Origin of the sequence: Pandoraea vervacti, from assembly GCF_000934605.2 — a bacterium.
In the GTDB taxonomy this organism is placed as follows: Bacteria; Pseudomonadota; Gammaproteobacteria; order Burkholderiales; family Burkholderiaceae; genus Pandoraea; species Pandoraea vervacti.
In genome coordinates, this window is record NZ_CP010897.2 from 1,134,657 (window position 1) to 1,155,135 (window position 20,479).

Consider the following 20,479-nt stretch of genomic DNA (forward strand, 5'->3'; position numbering starts at 1 on the left):
GGGTGACCTGAACCCTGAAACTCGTGCGATTCCTCTGAAGCTGGGAACCTCCCTGTGCGGCAGTTTCACGTCCAGTAGATAGTGGAAGAACGGTTTGCCCGTAGGACCTACCCCGTGGGCGAGCTACGGGCATTTTTTTGGCCGCTGCGGGGCCGACACAATGTTCTGCTACCGATGCGTCTTGGCCCGCTTGCAGGCCAGCGTCGGTGCAGACTTAGAGGGAGGGGAGCCGATGCCGCGAGCGTCACCCCTCTATATGTAGAGGGCCGCTGTTCGCGCTATTCGTCTTCGGGCGCGAGGCACGCCGACAAGCAAAATGCGCCGCCGTCAAAATAGTTTCACAAAGGGCTTGCGCGATTCGAGGAAGGTCATTAATATCTCGTCTCTCGCAACGACAGCGATGCAGCGAAAGCGGCGGCGAAGTTGAAGCGAGGGGCTGAAAAGCCCGGTGGTTAGTGGTTTTGGAGCTTGTGAGTCGCTACGGCGACGAGCGAAGAAAGCGAAAAAAACTGTTGACGACGACGAGAAGCTGCGACATAATCTCACTTCTCTGCTGCTGATGCAGCGACGCAGAAAACGAAGCGACGGCGCGGTAAGTAAGCGACGAAGCGAAGTCGGATGCGATTGATCTTTAAAAATTAAACAACCGATAAGTGTGGGCACTCGATGAATGGTGCGTCTGCTTCGGCAGATAAGCTTTAAATTTATTGAGGCTCACATAGTAATAGGTAAGTTAAGTAATTAACTTGTCAGCATACTTTGAGAGCGACCGGTTCTAGCGATTTATCGCGAAAAACCGAAAACAGTAACAGGTTTAAACTGAAGAGTTTGATCCTGGCTCAGATTGAACGCTGGCGGCATGCCTTACACATGCAAGTCGAACGGCAGCACGGGTGCTTGCACCTGGTGGCGAGTGGCGAACGGGTGAGTAATATATCGGAACGTACCTTGTAGTGGGGGATAGCTCGGCGAAAGCCGGATTAATACCGCATACGCTCTGAGGAGGAAAGCGGGGGACCTTCGGGCCTCGCGCTACAAGAGCGGCCGATATCAGATTAGCTAGTTGGTGAGGTAAAAGCTCACCAAGGCGACGATCTGTAGCTGGTCTGAGAGGACGACCAGCCACACTGGGACTGAGACACGGCCCAGACTCCTACGGGAGGCAGCAGTGGGGAATTTTGGACAATGGGCGAAAGCCTGATCCAGCAATGCCGCGTGTGTGAAGAAGGCCTTCGGGTTGTAAAGCACTTTTGTCCGGAAAGAAATCCTTTGGGTTAATACCTCGGGGGGATGACGGTACCGGAAGAATAAGCACCGGCTAACTACGTGCCAGCAGCCGCGGTAATACGTAGGGTGCAAGCGTTAATCGGAATTACTGGGCGTAAAGCGTGCGCAGGCGGTTTTGTAAGACGGATGTGAAATCCCCGGGCTCAACCTGGGAACTGCATTCGTGACTGCAAGGCTAGAGTATGGCAGAGGGGGGTAGAATTCCACGTGTAGCAGTGAAATGCGTAGAGATGTGGAGGAATACCGATGGCGAAGGCAGCCCCCTGGGCCAATACTGACGCTCATGCACGAAAGCGTGGGGAGCAAACAGGATTAGATACCCTGGTAGTCCACGCCCTAAACGATGTCAACTAGTTGTTGGGGATTCATTTCCTTAGTAACGTAGCTAACGCGTGAAGTTGACCGCCTGGGGAGTACGGTCGCAAGATTAAAACTCAAAGGAATTGACGGGGACCCGCACAAGCGGTGGATGATGTGGATTAATTCGATGCAACGCGAAAAACCTTACCTACCCTTGACATGTACGGAATCCTGCTGAGAGGCGGGAGTGCTCGAAAGAGAACCGTAACACAGGTGCTGCATGGCTGTCGTCAGCTCGTGTCGTGAGATGTTGGGTTAAGTCCCGCAACGAGCGCAACCCTTGTCCTTAGTTGCTACGCAAGAGCACTCTAAGGAGACTGCCGGTGACAAACCGGAGGAAGGTGGGGATGACGTCAAGTCCTCATGGCCCTTATGGGTAGGGCTTCACACGTCATACAATGGTCGGTACAGAGGGCTGCCAAACCGCGAGGTGGAGCTAACCCCAGAAAACCGATCGTAGTCCGGATCGCAGTCTGCAACTCGACTGCGTGAAGCTGGAATCGCTAGTAATCGCGGATCAGCATGTCGCGGTGAATACGTTCCCGGGTCTTGTACACACCGCCCGTCACACCATGGGAGTGGGTTTTGCCAGAAGTAGGTAGCCTAACCGCAAGGAGGGCGCTTACCACGGCAGGATTCATGACTGGGGTGAAGTCGTAACAAGGTAGCCGTAGGGGAACCTGCGGCTGGATCACCTCCTTTCTAGAGCATGCACTGGAAGTTGAGTGTTCACGCTTATCGGTTGTTGACTGCGTAGATCTAAGTCGGGTCTGTAGCTCAGGTGGTTAGAGCACCGTCTTGATAAGGCGGGGGTCGAAGGTTCAAGTCCTTCCAGACCCACCAACTCTTTCCACTGACGTCCGGTAGAAAGAAATCTGGCTGAGGCAAGGCACAAAGAGCCGCTGCATACATGGGTATGCAAGGTTTTTTGTAACGCTGAATCAGGCTGATTTTGGGGGATTAGCTCAGCTGGGAGAGCACCTGCTTTGCAAGCAGGGGGTCGTCGGTTCGATCCCGTCATCCTCCACCACTTCTTAGATCACATCGATGTCAGTCAAAAGCAAGTTATCTCAGTGGTACTTCTGAAGTAAATCCCTGAATGTGAATGCTTTTGAATGACAGCAATGTCATGCAGTATTTGTTCTTTAACAATTTGGAAGAAGAAGTAGTACAACGGAAGCGCGTTAGAGATGGCGCGTGGAAATTGTACGGGTTGTGATTGTATCAACCAGTATTTAAAGTGATCGAAAGATGACTTGGAATACGGCACAACGCTAATACTCAACCTATAAAGGATGTGTCGAGAGACGCACTCGTTATAGGGTCAAGCGAATAAGTGCATGTGGTGGATGCCTTGGCGATTACAGGCGATGAAGGACGCGATAGCCTGCGAAAAGTTGTGGGGAGCTGGCAAATAAGCATTGATCCACAAATGTCCGAATGGGGAAACCCGGCCTTTTAGGTCATCCTAGACTGAATACATAGGTCTAGCGAAGCGAACGCGGCGAACTGAAACATCTAAGTAGCTGCAGGAAAAGAAATCAACCGAGATTCCCAAAGTAGTGGCGAGCGAAATGGGACCAGCCTTCAAGATTTAGCACCGGTGTTATCAAAACGGAATGGAAAGTCCGGCCATAGTGGGTGATAGCCCCGTATGAGAAAACCCTGGTGTGGAACTAAGCTTGAGAAAAGTAGGGCGGGACACGTGAAATCCTGTCTGAAGATGGGGGGACCATCCTCCAAGGCTAAATACTCGTAATCGACCGATAGTGAACCAGTACCGTGAGGGAAAGGCGAAAAGAACCCCGGGAGGGGAGTGAAATAGATCCTGAAACCGCATGCATACAAACAGTCGGAGCCTCGTAAGGGGTGACGGCGTACCTTTTGTATAATGGGTCAGCGACTTACATTCAGTGGCAAGCTTAACCGAATAGGGAAGGCGTAGCGAAAGCGAGTCCGAATAGGGCGTTCAGTCGCTGGGTGTAGACCCGAAACCAAGTGATCTATCCATGGCCAGGTTGAAGGTGCGGTAACACGTACTGGAGGACCGAACCCACTAACGTTGAAAAGTTAGGGGATGAGCTGTGGATAGGGGTGAAAGGCTAAACAAACTTGGAAATAGCTGGTTCTCTCCGAAAACTATTTAGGTAGTGCCTCGTGTATCACCTTCGGGGGTAGAGCACTGTCATGGTTGAGGGGTCCATTGCGGATTACCTCGCCATAGCAAACTCCGAATACCGAAGAGTGCAATCACGGGAGACAGACATCGGGTGCTAACGTCCGGTGTCAAGAGGGAAACAACCCAGACCGCCAGCTAAGGTCCCTAAATATTGCTAAGTGGGAAACGAAGTGGGAAGGCTAAAACAGTCAGGAGGTTGGCTTAGAAGCAGCCACCCTTTAAAGAAAGCGTAATAGCTCACTGATCGAGTCGTCCTGCGCGGAAGATGTAACGGGGCTAAGCAATATACCGAAGCTGCGGATGCGAGCTTGCTCGCATGGTAGGAGAGCGTTCTGTAAGCCTGTGAAGGTGTCTTGTAAAGGATGCTGGAGGTATCAGAAGTGCGAATGCTGACATGAGTAGCGATAAAGGGGGTGAAAGGCCCCCTCGCCGTAAGCCCAAGGTTTCCTACGCAACGTTCATCGGCGTAGGGTGAGTCGGCCCCTAAGGCGAGGCAGAGATGCGTAGCTGATGGGAAGCAGGTTAATATTCCTGCACCGTCGTATGATGCGATGGGGGGACGGATCGCGGAAGGTTGTCCGGGTGTTGGAAGTCCCGGTCCCTGCAGTGGAGAAGGCGCTTAGGCAAATCCGGGCGCGTAATTCAAGGCTGTGGGGCGAGCGAACTTGTTCGCGAAGCAATTGGAAGTGGTTCCAAGAAAAGCCTCTAAGCTTCAGTCATACGAGACCGTACCGCAAACCGACACAGGTGGGCGAGATGAGTATTCTAAGGCGCTTGAGAGAACTCGGGAGAAGGAACTCGGCAAATTGGTACCGTAACTTCGGGATAAGGTACGCCCTTGTAGCTTGACTGGCCTGCGCCAGGAGGGTGAAGGGGTTGCAATAAACTGGTGGCTGCGACTGTTTAATAAAAACACAGCACTCTGCAAACACGAAAGTGGACGTATAGGGTGTGACGCCTGCCCGGTGCCGGAAGATTAAATGATGGGGTGCAAGCTCTTGATTGAAGTCCCGGTAAACGGCGGCCGTAACTATAACGGTCCTAAGGTAGCGAAATTCCTTGTCGGGTAAGTTCCGACCTGCACGAATGGCGTAACGATGGCCACACTGTCTCCTCCCGAGACTCAGCGAAGTTGAAGTGTTTGTGATGATGCAATCTACCCGCGGCTAGACGGAAAGACCCCATGAACCTTTACTGTAGCTTTGCATTGGACTTTGAACCGGTCTGTGTAGGATAGGTGGGAGGCTTTGAAGCAGGAACGCTAGTTTCTGTGGAGCCGTCCTTGAAATACCACCCTGGCTTGTTTGAGGTTCTAACCTAGGTCCGTAATCCGGATCGGGGACAGTGCATGGTAGGCAGTTTGACTGGGGCGGTCTCCTCCCAAAGTGTAACGGAGGAGTACGAAGGTACGCTAGGTACGGTCGGAAATCGTGCTGATAGTGCAATGGCAAAAGCGTGCTTAACTGCGAGACTGACAAGTCGAGCAGGTGCGAAAGCAGGTCATAGTGATCCGGTGGTTCTGTATGGAAGGGCCATCGCTCAACGGATAAAAGGTACTCTGGGGATAACAGGCTGATACCGCCCAAGAGTTCATATCGACGGCGGTGTTTGGCACCTCGATGTCGGCTCATCTCATCCTGGGGCTGTAGCCGGTCCCAAGGGTATGGCTGTTCGCCATTTAAAGAGGTACGTGAGCTGGGTTTAAAACGTCGTGAGACAGTTTGGTCCCTATCTGCCGTGGGCGTTGGAAGTTTGAAGGGGGCTGCTCCTAGTACGAGAGGACCGGAGTGGACGAACCTCTGGTGTACCGGTTGTCACGCCAGTGGCATCGCCGGGTAGCTATGTTCGGAAGAGATAACCGCTGAAAGCATCTAAGCGGGAAACTCGCCTTAAGATGAGACTTCCCTGGGAACTCGATTCCCCTTAAGGGTCGTTCAAGACCAGGACGTTGATAGGTCAGGTGTGGAAGCGCAGTAATGCGTTAAGCTAACTGATACTAATTGCCCGTGAGGCTTGATCCTATAACCAGTGTGTTTTTCCTGGTGTGAGTATCGCTGTGCCGATACACTCACAACCCACAAGTTGTTGTACTACGCTTCTTCCGAATTGGTTTTGTTGGGATACCCTCCCAGCAGAACATACAAGTTATGCCTGATGACCATAGCGAGTTGGAACCACCCCTTCCCATCCCGAACAGGACCGTGAAACGACTCCACGCCGATGATAGTGCGGATACCCGTGTGAAAGTAGGTAATCGTCAGGCTCCCCTTAAAAACCCCTTGCTACCCGGTAGCGAGGGGTTTTTGCTTTTGGGCGCGCATTCTTTGCGTAATCCGCGACCGCAGCCGCAAGCTGCGCCAAGGTTGATCTCGCGTCCACGCGCAGCGTAACGGTACTTCTAGGCTTCCGCTCTGCCCGCTCGACAGACTCGGACTGATCACGTCTCTAGACGCCAGACGCCCGACGCCACAGGCCACAGGCCACACGCCACACGCCACACGCCAGACGCCAGACGCCAGACGCAGGGCGATGCTGCGAGTGATGTCGGCAACGTCCGCCGTTCGCGCTGGCGCGAGGGCTGAGGAACGACGATTCTTTTGTGCGCCCATCCATTTTCTACAGTGCAGTGCCCACAAACTCCGGTCCGTTGTCCATCAGGCTCGCAGCCCTGCGATGCTGGGGGCGGGCGAAGACCTCCTCAAGCAGCGCCCACGTGCTGGCTTAATCCCGGTTTGGTGCTCGTGGTTGAACTCGATCGGTAGCCTGGCGGAGAGCTCGCAGGCTGAGAAATAGCGTTCTCAGTGTGCTTATTCGCTGAGACTGGTGCTGGTCGACGTACGCTGATACGGCGCTCGTTGCAGCGCTTCAGCTTAAGAACTGCTGTGCAAAACGATGTGTAGCCACAGACGCTTTCACGCCACCTTAGTCCGACTCGTGCCGAGTACGTCTGAAGCGAGTCATCTTCAGAGCTGCGCATTCTTTGTTCGCGTCGCGTCATCATGTTGAGCAGAGATGCGACCTCCGGGGGCATAAGTTGCATGGTTTGCGTCGCTGAGACCGGCCCTGCTACCTTTGGAGTTTCGGTTCCTATGCTTTTGGCGGGATTCACGAAAACCGAGATGGTTGGGAAAGACACGTAGGGCGCCAGATAGCAGATGTCGTACAGGCGATACGGTCCTGATTACCGATCGAAGTGCGTGGCGCGGTGCCAGATGCGAGACATCAGAAGCGAAATGTCAGAAGCGAAACCTCTGAAACGAGACACCAAAGATCCGATGATGAAGGCTACGGATTAGCCGCCTTGCGATGGGGAACATGATGTACAGAGGCGTGAGCCGATAGCGTCCCGCCGGACACACATCGCCCCCACAGTAACGCCGACAACGGGGAACCTGGCCGATGGTGACATCGGCAGGTCCCGCGTGGGCCGTTATCGTGCGGTTGCGAGAACTCGGCGCACGATCATGACGCAGATGCCAGCGAACACCAGCAGGGCGAGCCATTCCGACGTCGGGGCGAAGCTGCTGCCGACGATCGCCAGCGGGGCATCGGAACCCGTGAAACCGACGACCATCGCCATCGCAACGCCGATCAGGCTCTCACCGACAATCAGACCTGACGCCAGCAACACGCCACGTCTTTCCGCCGCTTCCGCATACGGCCCGTACTCTTTCCCCTGCGCCTTCGCACGCGACTTCAACACCCGCTGCGCAATCCATCCCAAAACCGCACCGATCACCAACACGGAACCAATCGTCGGCGGCAGATAGATACCGATACCCACCGCGATCACCGGAACACGCGCGACACCGCCGCGCTTTGCCAGCACCGCGTCAATGGCGATCAACGCGAGACCCAGCACCGCGCCAATGCCGAGCATCGACCAGTCCAACTGATGCGTGAAGATGCCCTTGGCGATCGCCGTCATCAGAATCGCCTGCGGCGCAGACAATGCCTGTGACGGGTCCATACCCGCTCGCGGTAGCGCGTCGGTAAATCCGTACGCGTTGTAGAGCAAGTTCAGCACCGGCGGAATCACCGCGGCGCCGACGACGCACCCGACAAGCAGCGCAACCTGCTGACGCCACGGCGTCGCGCCCACCAGCCAACCGGTTTTCAGATCCTGAAGGTTATCGTTCGAGATCGTGGCAATCGCGATGACGGCAGCGGTCGTGAACAACGCCAACGCAATCGCCAACTTGCCCCCCTCACTCGTGTCGAGCAGCCCGCTCGCCTGACTGACGCTGAGAATCAACAGCGACACCAACACGACTGCCACAATCCCGATGCCGGAAATCGGGCTCGCAGACGAACCCACAAGCCCTGCCATGTAACCGCATGCAGCCGCCACCAGAAAGCCGAAAACCACAGCGAACACCACGCTGCAAATCACCAGCGTCGCAATGCCGCCGAACGACAACGGCGCGTCCGCGAGGAACACGCCGAACGTCACGACCCAGACAGCCACGCACAACAGCGTCAACCCAATCACCCAATACGGCGACAGATCCTGCTCGGTGCGTCCGAGCCCGCTGCCGTTGCCTTTACCGTTACCCAGTGCACCGCGAGATTTGCCGAGCGCGGCAAATGACGTCTTCACGCCATCGACCATCGGCCTGGTCAGGGTGATCAGCGTCCACACCGCAGCCACACCAATCACGCCCGCCCCGATAAAACGCACCTTGTGCTGCCACAAGCCATTGGCGAAGGCGGCCATCGCCACACCATCGGGATTCGGTGTAATCGCCGTGAGCACCGGTACGGCAATGCCCCACGTCAGCACCACGCCGAGCAGGATCGCAAGCCCCGACACGATGCCGATCAGATAGCCGGCACCGATCAACGCCATCGAAAAGCCGGTCGTCAGACGGAACACCGCAGCGCCCGCCGGCACCCACGCAGTGATGCTCTCGCCGAGCACCTTGAGACCCGCCGTCGCGAACGCAAACAACGCCGACACGACGCCACCGAACGCAATCTCGCGTACCCCGCTCGACGCATTGTCGGACGTCGTCTTCGTGCCGGCCGACGGCGTTCCTTCGTCGCCCTCACTGCCGACCCGCAGAATCTCTGCGGCTGCGACCCCTTCGGGGTACGGCAATTCGCTGTCGACCACCATCGCGCGACGCAGCGGAATCGTGAACAGCACGCCGAGAATGCCGCCGGACGCGCAGATCGCCAGCGTCAAACCAAACGGAAACCCTTGCCAGTGCCCGATCATCAGCAAGCCGGGCAAAACGAAGATGATCGACGAGAGCGTGCCGGCCGCAGACGCCTGCGTCTGCACCATATTGTTCTCGAGGATGTTGCCGCCGCGCAGTGCGCGCAGCACCGCCATGGAGATGACGGCGGCGGGGATGGAGGACGAAAACGTCAGGCCGACTTTGAGCCCGAGATAAACGTTGGAGGCGGTGAACACCACAGTGATCAGCGCGCCGAGGATCATGCCGCGCACCGTCAGTTCTGGCAATGAGACGGCGTCGGGAATTCGGGTCGGATGAGATGCCATGTACGAATGGGGGGGATTTTCGCCCAATGGGAATGTGGCGCAGATTGTATGCGTCTGCGTAGTGCACCGCCAGTCTTGACGCGCGCGCTAGAACGACCGTTCGAATCTGACCCTATCAGTCGATGAAGCGCCAGCATCCGCGTCTCATGGACGCTGTCCGCGAGAAATGCCCCACATCCATCTACTTTGACGATGGGTTCCAACTTTTCTCGTTCGGTTTATTGATGGATGATGCGGGTTTTCCCTAGCAATCAAGTGAGTGCCCAAAGTCGTCCGTGAGCCATTCATGGAAACGACGCTGGGCACATGAAGGAAAGGAGCTTTCCGATGTCCAGTCTGCACACGTCAACACATCCGGTCCCGCATGCTCACGGCGCACGCCGCTGGCTGGTGCTGGCGATCGTGTCCGTGGCGCTGCTGCTCATCGTGATCGACATGACGGTGCTGTACACGGCACTGCCTCGTCTGACCCACGATCTGGCAGCGACGGCCTCCGCCAAGCTGTGGATCGTCAACGCCTACGCGCTTGTCGTGTCCGGTCTATTGCTCGGCATGGGCACGCTCGGCGACCGTCTCGGTCACAAGCAACTCTTTCTTGCGGGGCTCGTCGTGTTCGGTACGGCGTCGCTCGCGGCCGCCTTCGCGCCGAGCGCGAACGTGTTGATTGCCGCGCGCGGATTCCTCGGCGTAGGGGCGGCCATGATGATGCCGGCAACGCTCTCGCTGATTCGCCTGACGTTTACCGATCCGCACGAGCAAGCGTTTGCCATCGGCATCTGGGCGTCGGTTGCCTCGGGAGGCGCTGCGTTCGGCCCGATTGTCGGCGGTGCATTGCTCGAACACTTCTGGTGGGGATCCGTCTTCCTGATCAACGTGCCCATCGTGCTGATCGCACTGCCCATCGCCGGGTGGCTGATTCCGAATAGCGGTGCGACATCAAAGCAACCGTGGGACTGGTTGGGCTCGTTGCTCTTCATGGTCGGTCTCATTGGCGTGACGTATGCGATCAAGAGCGCAGGCAAAGTGTCGCCCGACTGGATGACGGTCGGCGTTGCGGTTGTGGTCGGCGCGGTGTTCCTATGGGCGTTCGTGAAGCGGCAGCGGCGCAGTGCGCATCCGTTGCTCGACTTCTCGCTATTTCGCAACCCCGTATTCGCCGGTGCAGTGATTGCCGCGCTCATGGCCGCCGCATCGCTGATCGGCATGCAACTGGTATTCAGCCAGCGCCTGCAACTGGTGATGGGTTACTCGCCGCTCGAAGCCGGGCTGGCCGGTATGCCCTTGTCGCTGGCCGCGTTCGTCGCCGGCCCGATTGCCGGACGGATGCTGCCGCGCATGGGAAGTACCCGTCTGCTGTCGATTGCGCTGACGATGTCGGCGGCCGGCATGGTGGGTTATCTCGTCTTTCGCGATTCCGACTTCGTGCTGTGGGCGCTCGCACTCGTGATTCTCGGTCTTGGCGTGGGGGCGACGATGACGGCCGCATCGAGCACCATCATGCAAAGTGCACCGCCCGAGCGTGCCGGTATGGCGGCCTCGGTCGAGGAAGTGTCGTACGAACTCGGTGGCGCGCTGGGCGTCACTTTCATGGGCAGCTTGCTGACGTTCGTCTATGGCCGCTCGATGGATGTGCCGCAAGTCGCCACGCTGCCGGACACCGTGCGCGACAGTCTCGACGAAGCGCAGATCGTGGCCGAGCACCTGGCGCCGGACATGGCAAACACGCTGACGTTACTCTCCAACACGGCCTTCAATCACGGTTTCGACGCCGTGATCGGCGCTGGTGCGCTGCTGCTTCTCGCCACCGCCATCTGGGGGCGCTGGCACGCGCGCAAGCGCTGACGAACGTCGCGCCTGCAAGGCGCGCGTCGTGGCGTGGTGCTGCACGCCATCGATATCCGTTGATATCCACTGGAATTCACCACGCCCGCGAGCGCCTGTTCGCGCTTGCGGGCGTAGTGAGATCCAAGCGCGCGGGCATCGTCTGCGACTGCAAAATCCCCCGCGCACCCCTCACACCGCAGACAAGTCGAACACGCATCAGGCCAGCATCGACGCCATGGCGTGCAGCGCCAGGGGATAACACTGCACACCGAGTCCGCAAATCACGCCGGTCGCGACGCCCGAGATCAACGAGTGACGATAGATTTCCTCGCGCTTGTGAATGTTGGTGATGTGCACTTCGATCAGCGGTCGTTGCAACAGCTTGGCCGCGTCGAGCACGGGGATCGAGCGGAACGACAGGCCTGCCGGGTTCAGCACGACACCGGCATCGGCCTCGAACGCCTCCTGAAGCCAGTCGACCATCGTGGCTTCGTTGTTCGTCTGCCGGAATTCGCACCGCAACTCGAGACGCGGTGCGAGCGAGCGTACGGTTTGCTCGATCTCGGCGAGCGTCGTATGCCCGTAAAGATGCGGCTCGCGTTTGCCCAGCATGTTGAGGTTCGGGCCGTTGAGGACGTAGACAAGGTCGGACATGATGAGTAATTCGATTCCAGTAAAAGGCAGCGATCAATGACTGTTGCGCACGCCGTGCGACGTGTTCAGCGCGGGAGCGTCGGATACCTCGCCCGCCAGCGCCTGCGCCGGATCGGTGCGATGCATATCGATGCCGCGCGTCTCCGGGCCGATGAGAATGGCGGCGAGCGAGATGACGTTCAGCGTTGCGCACAGCGCCACGACGGCCCACGGCGAGCCGTTGCTGATCGACAGCAGCCAGACGGCGACCATCGGCATGGGACCGCCCGTGAGCAGATTGGCGCCGGTGTAGGCGAGCGCCGAGCCGGAATAACGCACGTTGGTGGGGAACGCCTCGGCAAAGGCCACCGGCTGGATGCCGCTCTGATACTGTGTGAAGCCGAGGAAGAGCCCCATGATCAACAGCATCGGCACGAAACTGCGGGTGTCGAGCACTGAGAAGTAGACGAGCGAGATCGCCAGCGTGGCGCACGAGCCGATGGCAAGCGCCTTCTTGCGACCGATACGGTCGCTGAGCATGCCGCCGAGCAACGCCCCGAAGATCGCGAAAACGTTCGCCCCCATGAGCAGCATGAACGCCGTCTGCTTGGGCACTTCGAGCGTCTTGGTGATGTAGCTCAGCGAGAACACCACGATCAGATAGAAGAGGGCTGCCGGTCCGCAGAAGAAGAGCGTCCAGCGGATCAGCGGTTTGTAGTGCAGTCGCACGGCGTCGCGCAGCGGATTGCTGGCCTTCACGACCTGGGTGGCCGATTGCATCGCGGCGAAGGCGGGCGTCTCGTGCACCTTGAGACGGATGTATACGCCCACGATCACGAGCAGGAAACTCAGCAGGAATGGCACGCGCCAGCCCCAGGACTCGAACGCCTGCGCCGACATCGACGCTGATAATCCGAACAACGCCGCGTTGGCGAGGATCTGGCTGACCGGCGAGCAGATGCCGAGCAGCCCTGAGTATTTGCCGCGACGCTCCGGGCTGGCATGCTCGATCGCCATCAACTGACCGCCGGTCGATTCCCCGCCGAGGGCGAAACCCTGCACGATCCGCAATGCCACGAGCAGAATCGGCGCCCAAATGCCGATTTGCGCATAGGTCGGCAACAGGCCCATCAGTACCGAGGCCACGCCCATTACCGAGACCGTTGCGAGCATCAGGTTACGGCGACCGAACTTGTCGCCCAGCGAGCCGCAGATGATCGCGCCGAGCGGTCGCGCGGCGAGCCCCACGCCGAACGTGGCGAGCGAGGCGAGAAGCGCCGAGGTCGGTTCCATCGCCGGGAAAAACAGCTTCGGCAGCAAAGTCGCGGCCAATGCGCCATACAACGTGAAGTCGAACCATTCCAGTGCGGTGCCGATGGTCGCAGCGGTCACCGCTCGCGTTTGCATCGATGCGTCCGGCACCGAGGGCGTTGCGTGTGTCATGCCTGTCTCCTGACGATGATTTGTCGTTATGCCTCATCGTCGCAGGGGCTTCACGAACTGGATATCGGCATCTGCCGCAGTCGTGCAGTCGTGAGCCCGGCGCTCGCGAGGACCGCCCGGGCGTATCCCGGGCTGGCAAACAGGATGGTAATGAGCCTGTTGGAACACCGTTCCAGACTGGAATTTAATGCCATAATGTGAAATTCGACGCGAAATTTCGTGCGGCATCCAGTGGGACATACCGTGCGAAATCGAGCGCGAAAATGAAATGCGGCAAACCGCAGAGGAGACATGCATGAACGGCGTCATGGAGCGCACACTTGCCATTCTGGAATTGCTCGCCCAGCAAGTCGGCGGCACGCCGCTGGCATTCATTGCCGACGAACTCGACATCCCCCGCAGTGCCTGCCATCGCTTGCTCACCGACCTCAAGGGCTTCGGCTACGTGCGTCAGTTACGCGAGCATGGCGATTACGTGCTGACGACGAAGCTCGTGGGGCTGGGGTTGAGTTTCCTCAGTACGTCCGGCATCGTGGACATGGCGCAGACGATTCTCGACCGGCTCGCGGAAACATCCGGCGAACTGGTGCGTCTGGCGATCGTCGACGGCGATCGCATCACGTGGGTCGCGAAGGCGCAGGGGGCGAGCAAGGGGTTGAAGTACGACCCCGACATGGGCATGGACACGATCCTGTCGTGTTCGGCCACGGGCCACGCGTGGATGATGACGATGAGCGACGAGCGCGCGCTGGCGCTGGTGAGCCGGCAGGGCTTCGGGCAGCCGAAGGACTACGGCCCGAATGCCCCCACGACGGTGCAGGGCGTCCTGGCATTTCTGGCGGCCGCGCGCGCTCGCGGCTACGCTACGATCAACGAAGTGTTCTCGCCCGGCATGACGGCGATGGCCGCGCCGATTCTGCGTCGCGGCTATCCTGCGCTGGGCGTGATCAGCATTGCGGGGCCGTTGGTCCGCCTGGACGAAGCGCGCATGACGCAACTCGGTCCGGCGTTGCTCGCGGCGGCGTCTGAACTGGCGGCCGCGAGCCAAACATCGCCGTTGTTCGACCGGATTCGTCAGGCATCCTGATCATTACCGCCGTGCCCACCGGCGAGGGTTTGCCTCGTACGCGCTTATCGCAGCGAACACGATAGCCAATGCGCAATGCGGACCCCGTCCAGACGAGAGCCTTCGGGGGTATCGCTGCCGAGCATCGTCACGATCACGGGGCGCTGTTTGTGAACCATCACGCGCATCACCATGTTGTGCCCCGACTCGTTGATGAAACCCGTTTTCTGAACGCTCGCGTGCACCTTGCCGTAACGGACCAACCGGTTCGTGTTGACGTACTGCAGTTGCCCCTTGCCGGTGCGCACGCGCTGCTGGTGATCGATGGAGTAGCGGCGAATGAGCGGATACTGATTCGACGCTCGCACCAGGCGGGCCAGCTCGCGTGCCGTCGAGACGTTGCGCGGGGACAGGCCCGTGGCATTTTCGAAGCGGGTGTTCGGCATGTTCAGCTGTCGTGCCTTTGCGTTCATCGCGGAGATGAACGCCGGGCGTCCGCCCGGATAATCGCGGCTCATTGCGGCAGCGGCGCGATTCTCTGACGCCATCAGCGAAATGTGCAACATGTCGGCGCGTGAGAGCGTCGAGCCCACGCGCAGACGCGAATGGGTGTACTTCAACGTGTCCCGATCCGCGTTCGTCACCGTGAGCGGCCCGTGCATCGCCGGTGCGCTGTCGAGCCACACGACAGCCGTCATGAGTTTGGAGAGCGACGCGATCGGTCTGACCTGATCCGCGTTGCGTGCGAACAGCGGCGTGTGCGTTTTCTCGTCGACGATATAGACCGCCTTGGAGAACAAGCGTTTGCGCGATGCCGGCGTGAAGCCGCAGCGTGCGAGCAGCCGTGGTTTTGCGTCCGTACTTACCTGCGGCGTTGCCGGCGCGGCCTTCGTGGCCTTGCGCCCCGATCGCGCGTTCGCCGACGGGGTCGCGTCGCGCTTGCGTGTCGTGCTCGCCATTGCCTTGCGCTGGGGCGCCTTTGCTGCCTTCGCTGGCTTCGCGACCGGCCTTTTCCTCTTGATGGCGTCATGGCGGCGTTTGCCCGTGCTCGCGGGATGCGCGTTGGCCGCGAGCGCGTCGCTCACGGGCAGACCCGCAATCAGCAGAATGACGCCGAATACCACCAGACGGGCCAGGGCGATCGCACGAGACGACATGGGGTACAGGCGAGACAGACAGGAGTGGTGAAGCGGACTTAGCAGCGAGCTTAGCGAGCAACGCGACGTGTTGAGCGGATCGAGTGAATCGAGTGGGGCGGCTGGGTCAAGTGGGCTGGGCGGCGGGTACCACAAGGCGGACATCTTCACACGGTTCCGGAGGGACAGAGGTGGACGAAGGACGGCGCGCCTCGGCATATCCCTGCCGTCCCGCGCGGCGCGATAACGGCCACGCAGGATGCAGGCGCCGGACACAGACACACCACACGGGAAAACCTGTTGGACGACGCGACGTCGAGGAGTTCCTGAATTTCTCGAATCCGTATTACAAAAAGTTACATGCCCAGAACGCGCACCCCATGAATGCTCTGCGCGGTGCGGCAGATTAGCTTTGCGCATTTGGTTATTGGACGGTGCAGGGCGCGGCTTCCTAGACTGTGCGTTCGCCCGATCTGGCGCCACCCAATACCACCACGAAGGGGAATCATTCATGCAACGCCGCCATCTGTTTCGTTTGCTCGGCAGCCTCTCGCTCGCATTTGCCATCGGCTCGCTGGGCACGATGGGCGCCCATGCGGCGGACAAGCCGCTCAAGGTGGGTGTGCGCGGCGGCGTCGACGAGGAGATCTGGGAAGTGGTCACGAAGGTGGCGAAGTCGCGCGGCCTGAACGTCGAACCCATCGTGGTGAGCGGCACCGCGAGCCCGAACGAAGCGCTCAACAACGGCGATCTCGACGCCAATTCGTTCCAGCACATCCCGTTCCTTCGTGACCAGATCAAGCAACGTGGCTACAAGCTCGTCTCGGTCGGTGACACGCTCATCTCGCCGATCGCGTTCTATTCGAAGAAATACAAGTCGCTCGAATCGCTGCCCGAAGGCGCAAAGATCGGCTTGCCGAACGATCCGAGCAATCAGACCCGCGCCCTCGTCATCCTGCGCGATCACGGCCTGATCAAGCTGCGTGACGGCTTCGATCCGTACACCGGCACGGCCACGCTGTCCGACGTGACGGCCAACCCGCGCAAGCTTCAGTTCATCGAAAGCGCCTCCGTGGTGCTCGCACGCTCGCTGCCGGATGTCGATGCGTCGGCCATCGTCAACAGCTTCGCCTATCAGGCGGGTCTGATCGCCACGCGTGACGGCATTGCCGTCGAGAAGCGCGAGAACAATCCTTACGTGAACATCATTGCGGTTCGCGAGAAGGACAAGAACGCAGCGTGGGTCGCGCCGCTGGTCAAGGCATACCAGTCGGACGAAGTGCGCAAGTTCATCGAGACGAAATATCAGGGTTCGGTGATTCCGGCGTTCTGATGCCGCTGCCGATTCTGCATGCGAGGCCACCTGTCACCTGCGAGGAACCTGCGATGACGACACGACACACCTCCACTGCGCCCGTGACCCGTTTGCCCACAGCGGCGGCGCGCGAGGTGGCCCACATCACGTTCGACGCACTGGGCAAGGTCTATCCGGGGGCGTCGAGCGCGGCGCTGCAAGACATCTCCTTCGCGGTGCAGCGTGGCGAGAGCTTCGGCATCATCGGTCGCAGCGGCGCGGGCAAATCCACGCTGCTGCGCACGATCAACGCGCTGGAGTTGCCGAGCACCGGGCAGATCAAGGTGGACGGTGTCGATGTCGCATCGCTCGACGAGAATGCCCTGGTCGGCCTGCGTCGACGCATCGGGATGATCTTCCAGCACTTCAACCTGCTGTCCGCGAAGACCGTCTTCGAGAATGTCGCGCTGCCACTGCGTGTCGCCGGCGTGTCAAGGCAGGACATCGCGCCACGCGTGAACGAACTGCTGTCGCTCGTGGGGCTCTCGGGCAAGGCCGATGCCTATCCGGCCATGCTCTCCGGCGGACAGAAACAGCGTGTGGGTATTGCGCGCGCGCTGGTGCATTGCCCTGAGATCCTCCTGTGCGACGAAGCCACGTCGGCACTCGACCCCGAGACGACGGACGCCATCCTGACGCTGCTGGGCGACGTCCAGCGCGAGTTTGGTCTGACGGTCGTGCTCATCACGCACGACATGGGCGTGATTCATCAGGCCTGCGAGCGCGTGTTGGTGCTCGATCAGGGACGTATCGCCGAACTGGGGCCGGTCGACGAAGTCTTTGCGAACCCATTGGCCGATGCGACACGCGCCTTGCTGCGCCCGCTGCAACATGCGTGGCAAGGACGTTTCACGCAAGATATCGGCCGCCAGCACGCGCACGCCGTCTGACGCCGAGGACACCTCCATGCTCGATAAATACCTGTGCGCGCTCGGCGAGACCTTGTTGATGGTCACGAGCGCATGCGCCATCGTTTTCGCGGTGGGCTTGCTGCTCGCCGTTGTCCTCGTCATCACGGCGCCCGGCGGACTGGCGCCGCGTCCGCGATTCAACCGGGCGTTGTCGGTCGTCGTGAACCTGTTTCGCGCGGTGCCGTTCATCATTCTGCTCGTGGCGCTGCTGCCGGTGACCCGCTGGATCGTCGGCACGACGATGGGGACATGGGCCGCCGTCGTACCGCTCGCCGTCCATCTGATTCCGTTCTTCGCGCGAGTGACGCAGGTCGGCCTGCGCGAGATCGACCCGGGCCTGATCGAAGCGGCGCGGGCGATGGGGTGCCGACACTGGCACATCGTGCGCCACGTGTTGCTGCCCGAAGCGCTGCCCGCGATTCTCGGCGGTGCGACGGTGACCGTGATCGCGATGGTCGGCGCCTCGGCCATGGCCGGCGCCGTGGGCGCGGGCGGATTGGGCGATCTCGCCGTGCGCTACGGCTACGAGCGTTACGAGACGAGCGTCATGTTCAACGTGATCGTCATTCTGGTCGCGATGGTGACGCTGGTGCAGTTCGCCGGAGAGCGACTCGCGCGGCGCGTGGATCATCGACGCTGACGCGCACGGAAAGCGCCGGACATACCTGGACATACCGGCAAGATCGAATGAAAAAAGGCCGCACATGTGCGGCCTTCGTCGTTGACGATCCGACGTCGGCCCTAAAGCCGGCGCGGATCGTCCATCGGGCATGCGGCTCAATACCCGAGTGCCAGCCCCGTATTGCGACGCGGATCGTTTGCGCCATAGAAGCGGTTCTTGCCGATCGGCTTGCCACCCAGCGACGGCGCGCCCACGAGAATCGCCGCAATATGGTTGGCCGGTTGCGGACCTGCGAACTTCTGGCCCCAGCTCTCCAGAATCTTCTGCGTGTCCGGGCTGAGTGCGAACGGCTCGATGTTGGTCGCCTCCGGCATCCATTGCTGATGGAAACGCGGCGCATCAACGGCTTCTTGCAGATTCATGCCGTAGTCGATCACGTTGAGCATCGTGAGCAGCGTGGCCGTGATGATGCGGCTGCCGCCCGGGGTACCCACGACCATCACCGGCTTGCCATCCTTCGTGACGATGGTCGGGCTCATCGACGAGAGCGGACGACGGCCCGGGCCGATGGCGTTGGCCTCACCCTGGATCAGACCGTACAGGTTCGGCACACCCACCTTGGAGGTGAAGTCGTCCATCTCGTCGTTGAGCAGCACGCCCGTGCCGTTGGCCATGACCTTCGCGCCGAACCAGTCGTTGAGCGTGTAGGTGACCGACACGGCGTTGCCGTCCTTGTCGATGATGGAGTAATGCGTGGTGTTGCTGCCTTCATGCGGCGGCACGCCCGGCTTGATCTCTTGCGAGATGCCGGCTTTTTGCGGCTGGATCGCAGCGCGAATTTTCGCGGCGTAGTTCTTGTCGAGCAACTGCGCGATCGGGTTCTTCACGAAGTCGGGATCACCCAGATAGCTGTTGCGGTCGACGTACGCGTGACGCATCGCTTCGATGGTGTAGTGAACGCCCTGCGCCGAGTGGTAACCCAGATCTTTCATCGGGTATCCCTCGAGAATGTTCATGATCTCGCAGATCACCACGCCGCCGGAGCTCGGGGGCGGGGCCGACACCACGTGGTAGCCGCGGTAGTCGCATTCGACCGGCGCCAGCTCGCGCGTCTTGTACTGATCGAGGTCGGCCTGCGTGATGATGCCGCCGCCCGCCTTGACCGACGCCACCAGCTTGTCGGCGACTTCACCCTTGTAGAAGCCGTCGGTGCCCTTGGCGCTGATCAGCTTGAGCGTGCGTGCGAGGTCCTTCTGCACGAGGCGCTCGCCCGGCTGGAATGGCTTGCCCTTGTTCAGGAAGATGGCGCCCGAGTTGGCGTGATCCTTCTCGAAGTCCTTGGTCGACGTCCACAGCATGTCGACGTCGCCCTGATCGAGCACGAAACCCTTGTCGGCCAGCGTGATCGCAGGCGCCAGCAGTTGCTGACGTGTCTTCGTGCCGTACTTTTCGCGCGCGTACTCCATGCCCGACACGCTGCCCGGCACGCCCACGGCCAGATAGCCGGTGGTCGACGCGCCCTTGATGACGTTGCCGTCCTTGTCGAGGTACATGTTGGCCGTCGCGGCGAGTGGGGCCTTTTCGCGGAAGTCGAGGAAGGTCTTGCGGCCGTCGGCGAGCTGAATCGTCATGAAGCCGCCGCCGCCGATGTTGCCCGCTGCCGGGTACACCACGGCGAGCGCGTACCCCACGGCAACGGCCGCGTCCACGGCATTGCCGCCGGCCTTGAGCACATCGACGCCGACTTTCGACGCGAGATGCTGGGCGGTCACGACCATGCCGTTTTCGGCGCCGACCGGCGCCTGTGATGCCGCGTAAGCGTTGAACAACGCGCAGCTCAGAGCCGAGGCCAGGAGCGCTTTGGTGAAGGTTGGGTTTTTCATCGTCTTCTGTGGTTCTTGTCGTGAGCGAGATAAAAAGGGACTTCAACTGCCGTAACTTCCACGGCACGGCCCTGCGTTGCAGCCATGCATTCGCCGGATGCACGACAGGCAGCTCGCCCGCTTCCTCGTGCCTGAGCGAGTGGCGCGATGGCGGGGCGATGTCTCCACTGCCCGGTGTCGTACTTTGGGAAAAATCCGTCGACCAGACGAACGGTAACGCATAACGGGTAATTGGGGAAAGATGTACCAAAAGTCCGGGGCGCGGGCCACGA

The 20,479-nt window shown here is 59.9% G+C and carries 9 protein-coding genes, 2 tRNA genes, 3 rRNA genes and 1 pseudogene; 10 read left to right on the forward strand and 5 right to left on the reverse strand.

Annotated elements, in window-relative coordinates:
* Positions 1–816: 816 nt before the first annotated feature.
* The 5 genes from UC34_RS05155 (at position 817) to rrf (ending at position 6,089) form a co-directional block, all read left to right on the forward strand.
* A 16S ribosomal RNA gene (locus UC34_RS05155) occupies positions 817–2,349 on the forward strand.
* A 64-nt stretch (positions 2,350–2,413) separates the two neighbouring features.
* Positions 2,414–2,490 (forward strand) — tRNA-Ile (locus tag UC34_RS05160).
* Positions 2,491–2,601: 111 nt separating this feature from the next.
* A tRNA-Ala gene (locus tag UC34_RS05165) sits at positions 2,602–2,677 on the forward strand.
* A gap of 292 nt (positions 2,678–2,969) precedes the next feature.
* Positions 2,970–5,847, forward strand: a 23S ribosomal RNA gene (locus UC34_RS05170).
* Between the two features lie 129 nt (positions 5,848–5,976).
* Positions 5,977–6,089, forward strand: a 5S ribosomal RNA gene (gene rrf, locus UC34_RS05175).
* Together the 16S, 23S and 5S rRNA genes with 2 tRNA genes alongside form the textbook arrangement of a ribosomal RNA operon.
* A 1,167-nt stretch (positions 6,090–7,256) precedes the next feature.
* Here the strand turns inward: rrf and UC34_RS05180 are convergent.
* Positions 7,257–9,335, reverse strand: coding sequence for an OPT family oligopeptide transporter (locus tag UC34_RS05180; protein ID WP_044454440.1), 2,079 nt, complete (start codon positions 9,333–9,335; stop codon positions 7,257–7,259).
* A 327-nt stretch (positions 9,336–9,662) separates the two neighbouring features.
* Between UC34_RS05180 and UC34_RS05185 the strand changes: the two genes are divergently transcribed.
* Entirely contained in the window at positions 9,663–11,177 is a 1,515-nt protein-coding gene (locus UC34_RS05185; protein ID WP_044454441.1) for an MFS transporter, read from the forward strand.
* Positions 11,178–11,375: 198 nt separating this feature from the next.
* On the opposite strand, the gene UC34_RS05190 is transcribed toward UC34_RS05185, so the two are convergent.
* Entirely contained in the window at positions 11,376–11,813 is a 438-nt protein-coding gene (locus UC34_RS05190; RefSeq protein WP_044454442.1) for a type II 3-dehydroquinate dehydratase, read from the reverse strand.
* A 33-nt stretch (positions 11,814–11,846) separates the two neighbouring features.
* Entirely contained in the window at positions 11,847–13,235 is a 1,389-nt protein-coding gene (locus UC34_RS05195; protein WP_044454443.1) for an MFS transporter, read from the reverse strand.
* Between the two features lie 295 nt (positions 13,236–13,530).
* Here UC34_RS05195 and UC34_RS05200 point away from each other — a divergent pair, with 295 nt between their 5' ends.
* A complete protein-coding gene (locus UC34_RS05200) occupies positions 13,531–14,322 on the forward strand; it encodes an IclR family transcriptional regulator (RefSeq protein WP_044454444.1) in 792 nt (263 codons plus the stop codon).
* 44 nt (positions 14,323–14,366) lie between these two features.
* On the opposite strand, the gene UC34_RS05205 is transcribed toward UC34_RS05200, so the two are convergent.
* Positions 14,367–15,458, reverse strand: coding sequence for a serine hydrolase (locus UC34_RS05205; protein WP_044454445.1), 1,092 nt, complete (start codon positions 15,456–15,458; stop codon positions 14,367–14,369).
* 490 nt (positions 15,459–15,948) lie between these two features.
* On the opposite strand from UC34_RS05205, the gene UC34_RS05210 reads away from it, so the two are divergent.
* The 3 genes and pseudogenes from UC34_RS05210 (at position 15,949) to UC34_RS05220 (ending at position 18,342) form a co-directional block, all read left to right on the forward strand.
* Positions 15,949–16,770, forward strand: a complete 822-nt coding sequence (locus UC34_RS05210; RefSeq protein ID WP_044454446.1) for a MetQ/NlpA family ABC transporter substrate-binding protein — start codon at positions 15,949–15,951, stop codon at positions 16,768–16,770.
* A 53-nt stretch (positions 16,771–16,823) separates the two neighbouring features.
* A pseudogene (locus UC34_RS05215) lies at positions 16,824–17,624 on the forward strand (methionine ABC transporter ATP-binding protein); the annotation flags it as partial.
* 73 nt (positions 17,625–17,697) lie between these two features.
* Positions 17,698–18,342: a methionine ABC transporter permease gene (locus UC34_RS05220; protein WP_044454447.1), complete on the forward strand. Its 645-nt coding sequence runs from the start codon at positions 17,698–17,700 to the stop codon at positions 18,340–18,342.
* Positions 18,343–18,479: 137 nt separating this feature from the next.
* Here UC34_RS05220 and ggt read toward each other — a convergent pair whose 3' ends face one another.
* Positions 18,480–20,207, reverse strand: coding sequence for a gamma-glutamyltransferase (gene ggt, locus UC34_RS05225; protein ID WP_044454448.1), 1,728 nt, complete (start codon positions 20,205–20,207; stop codon positions 18,480–18,482).
* Positions 20,208–20,479: the final 272 nt, after the last annotated feature.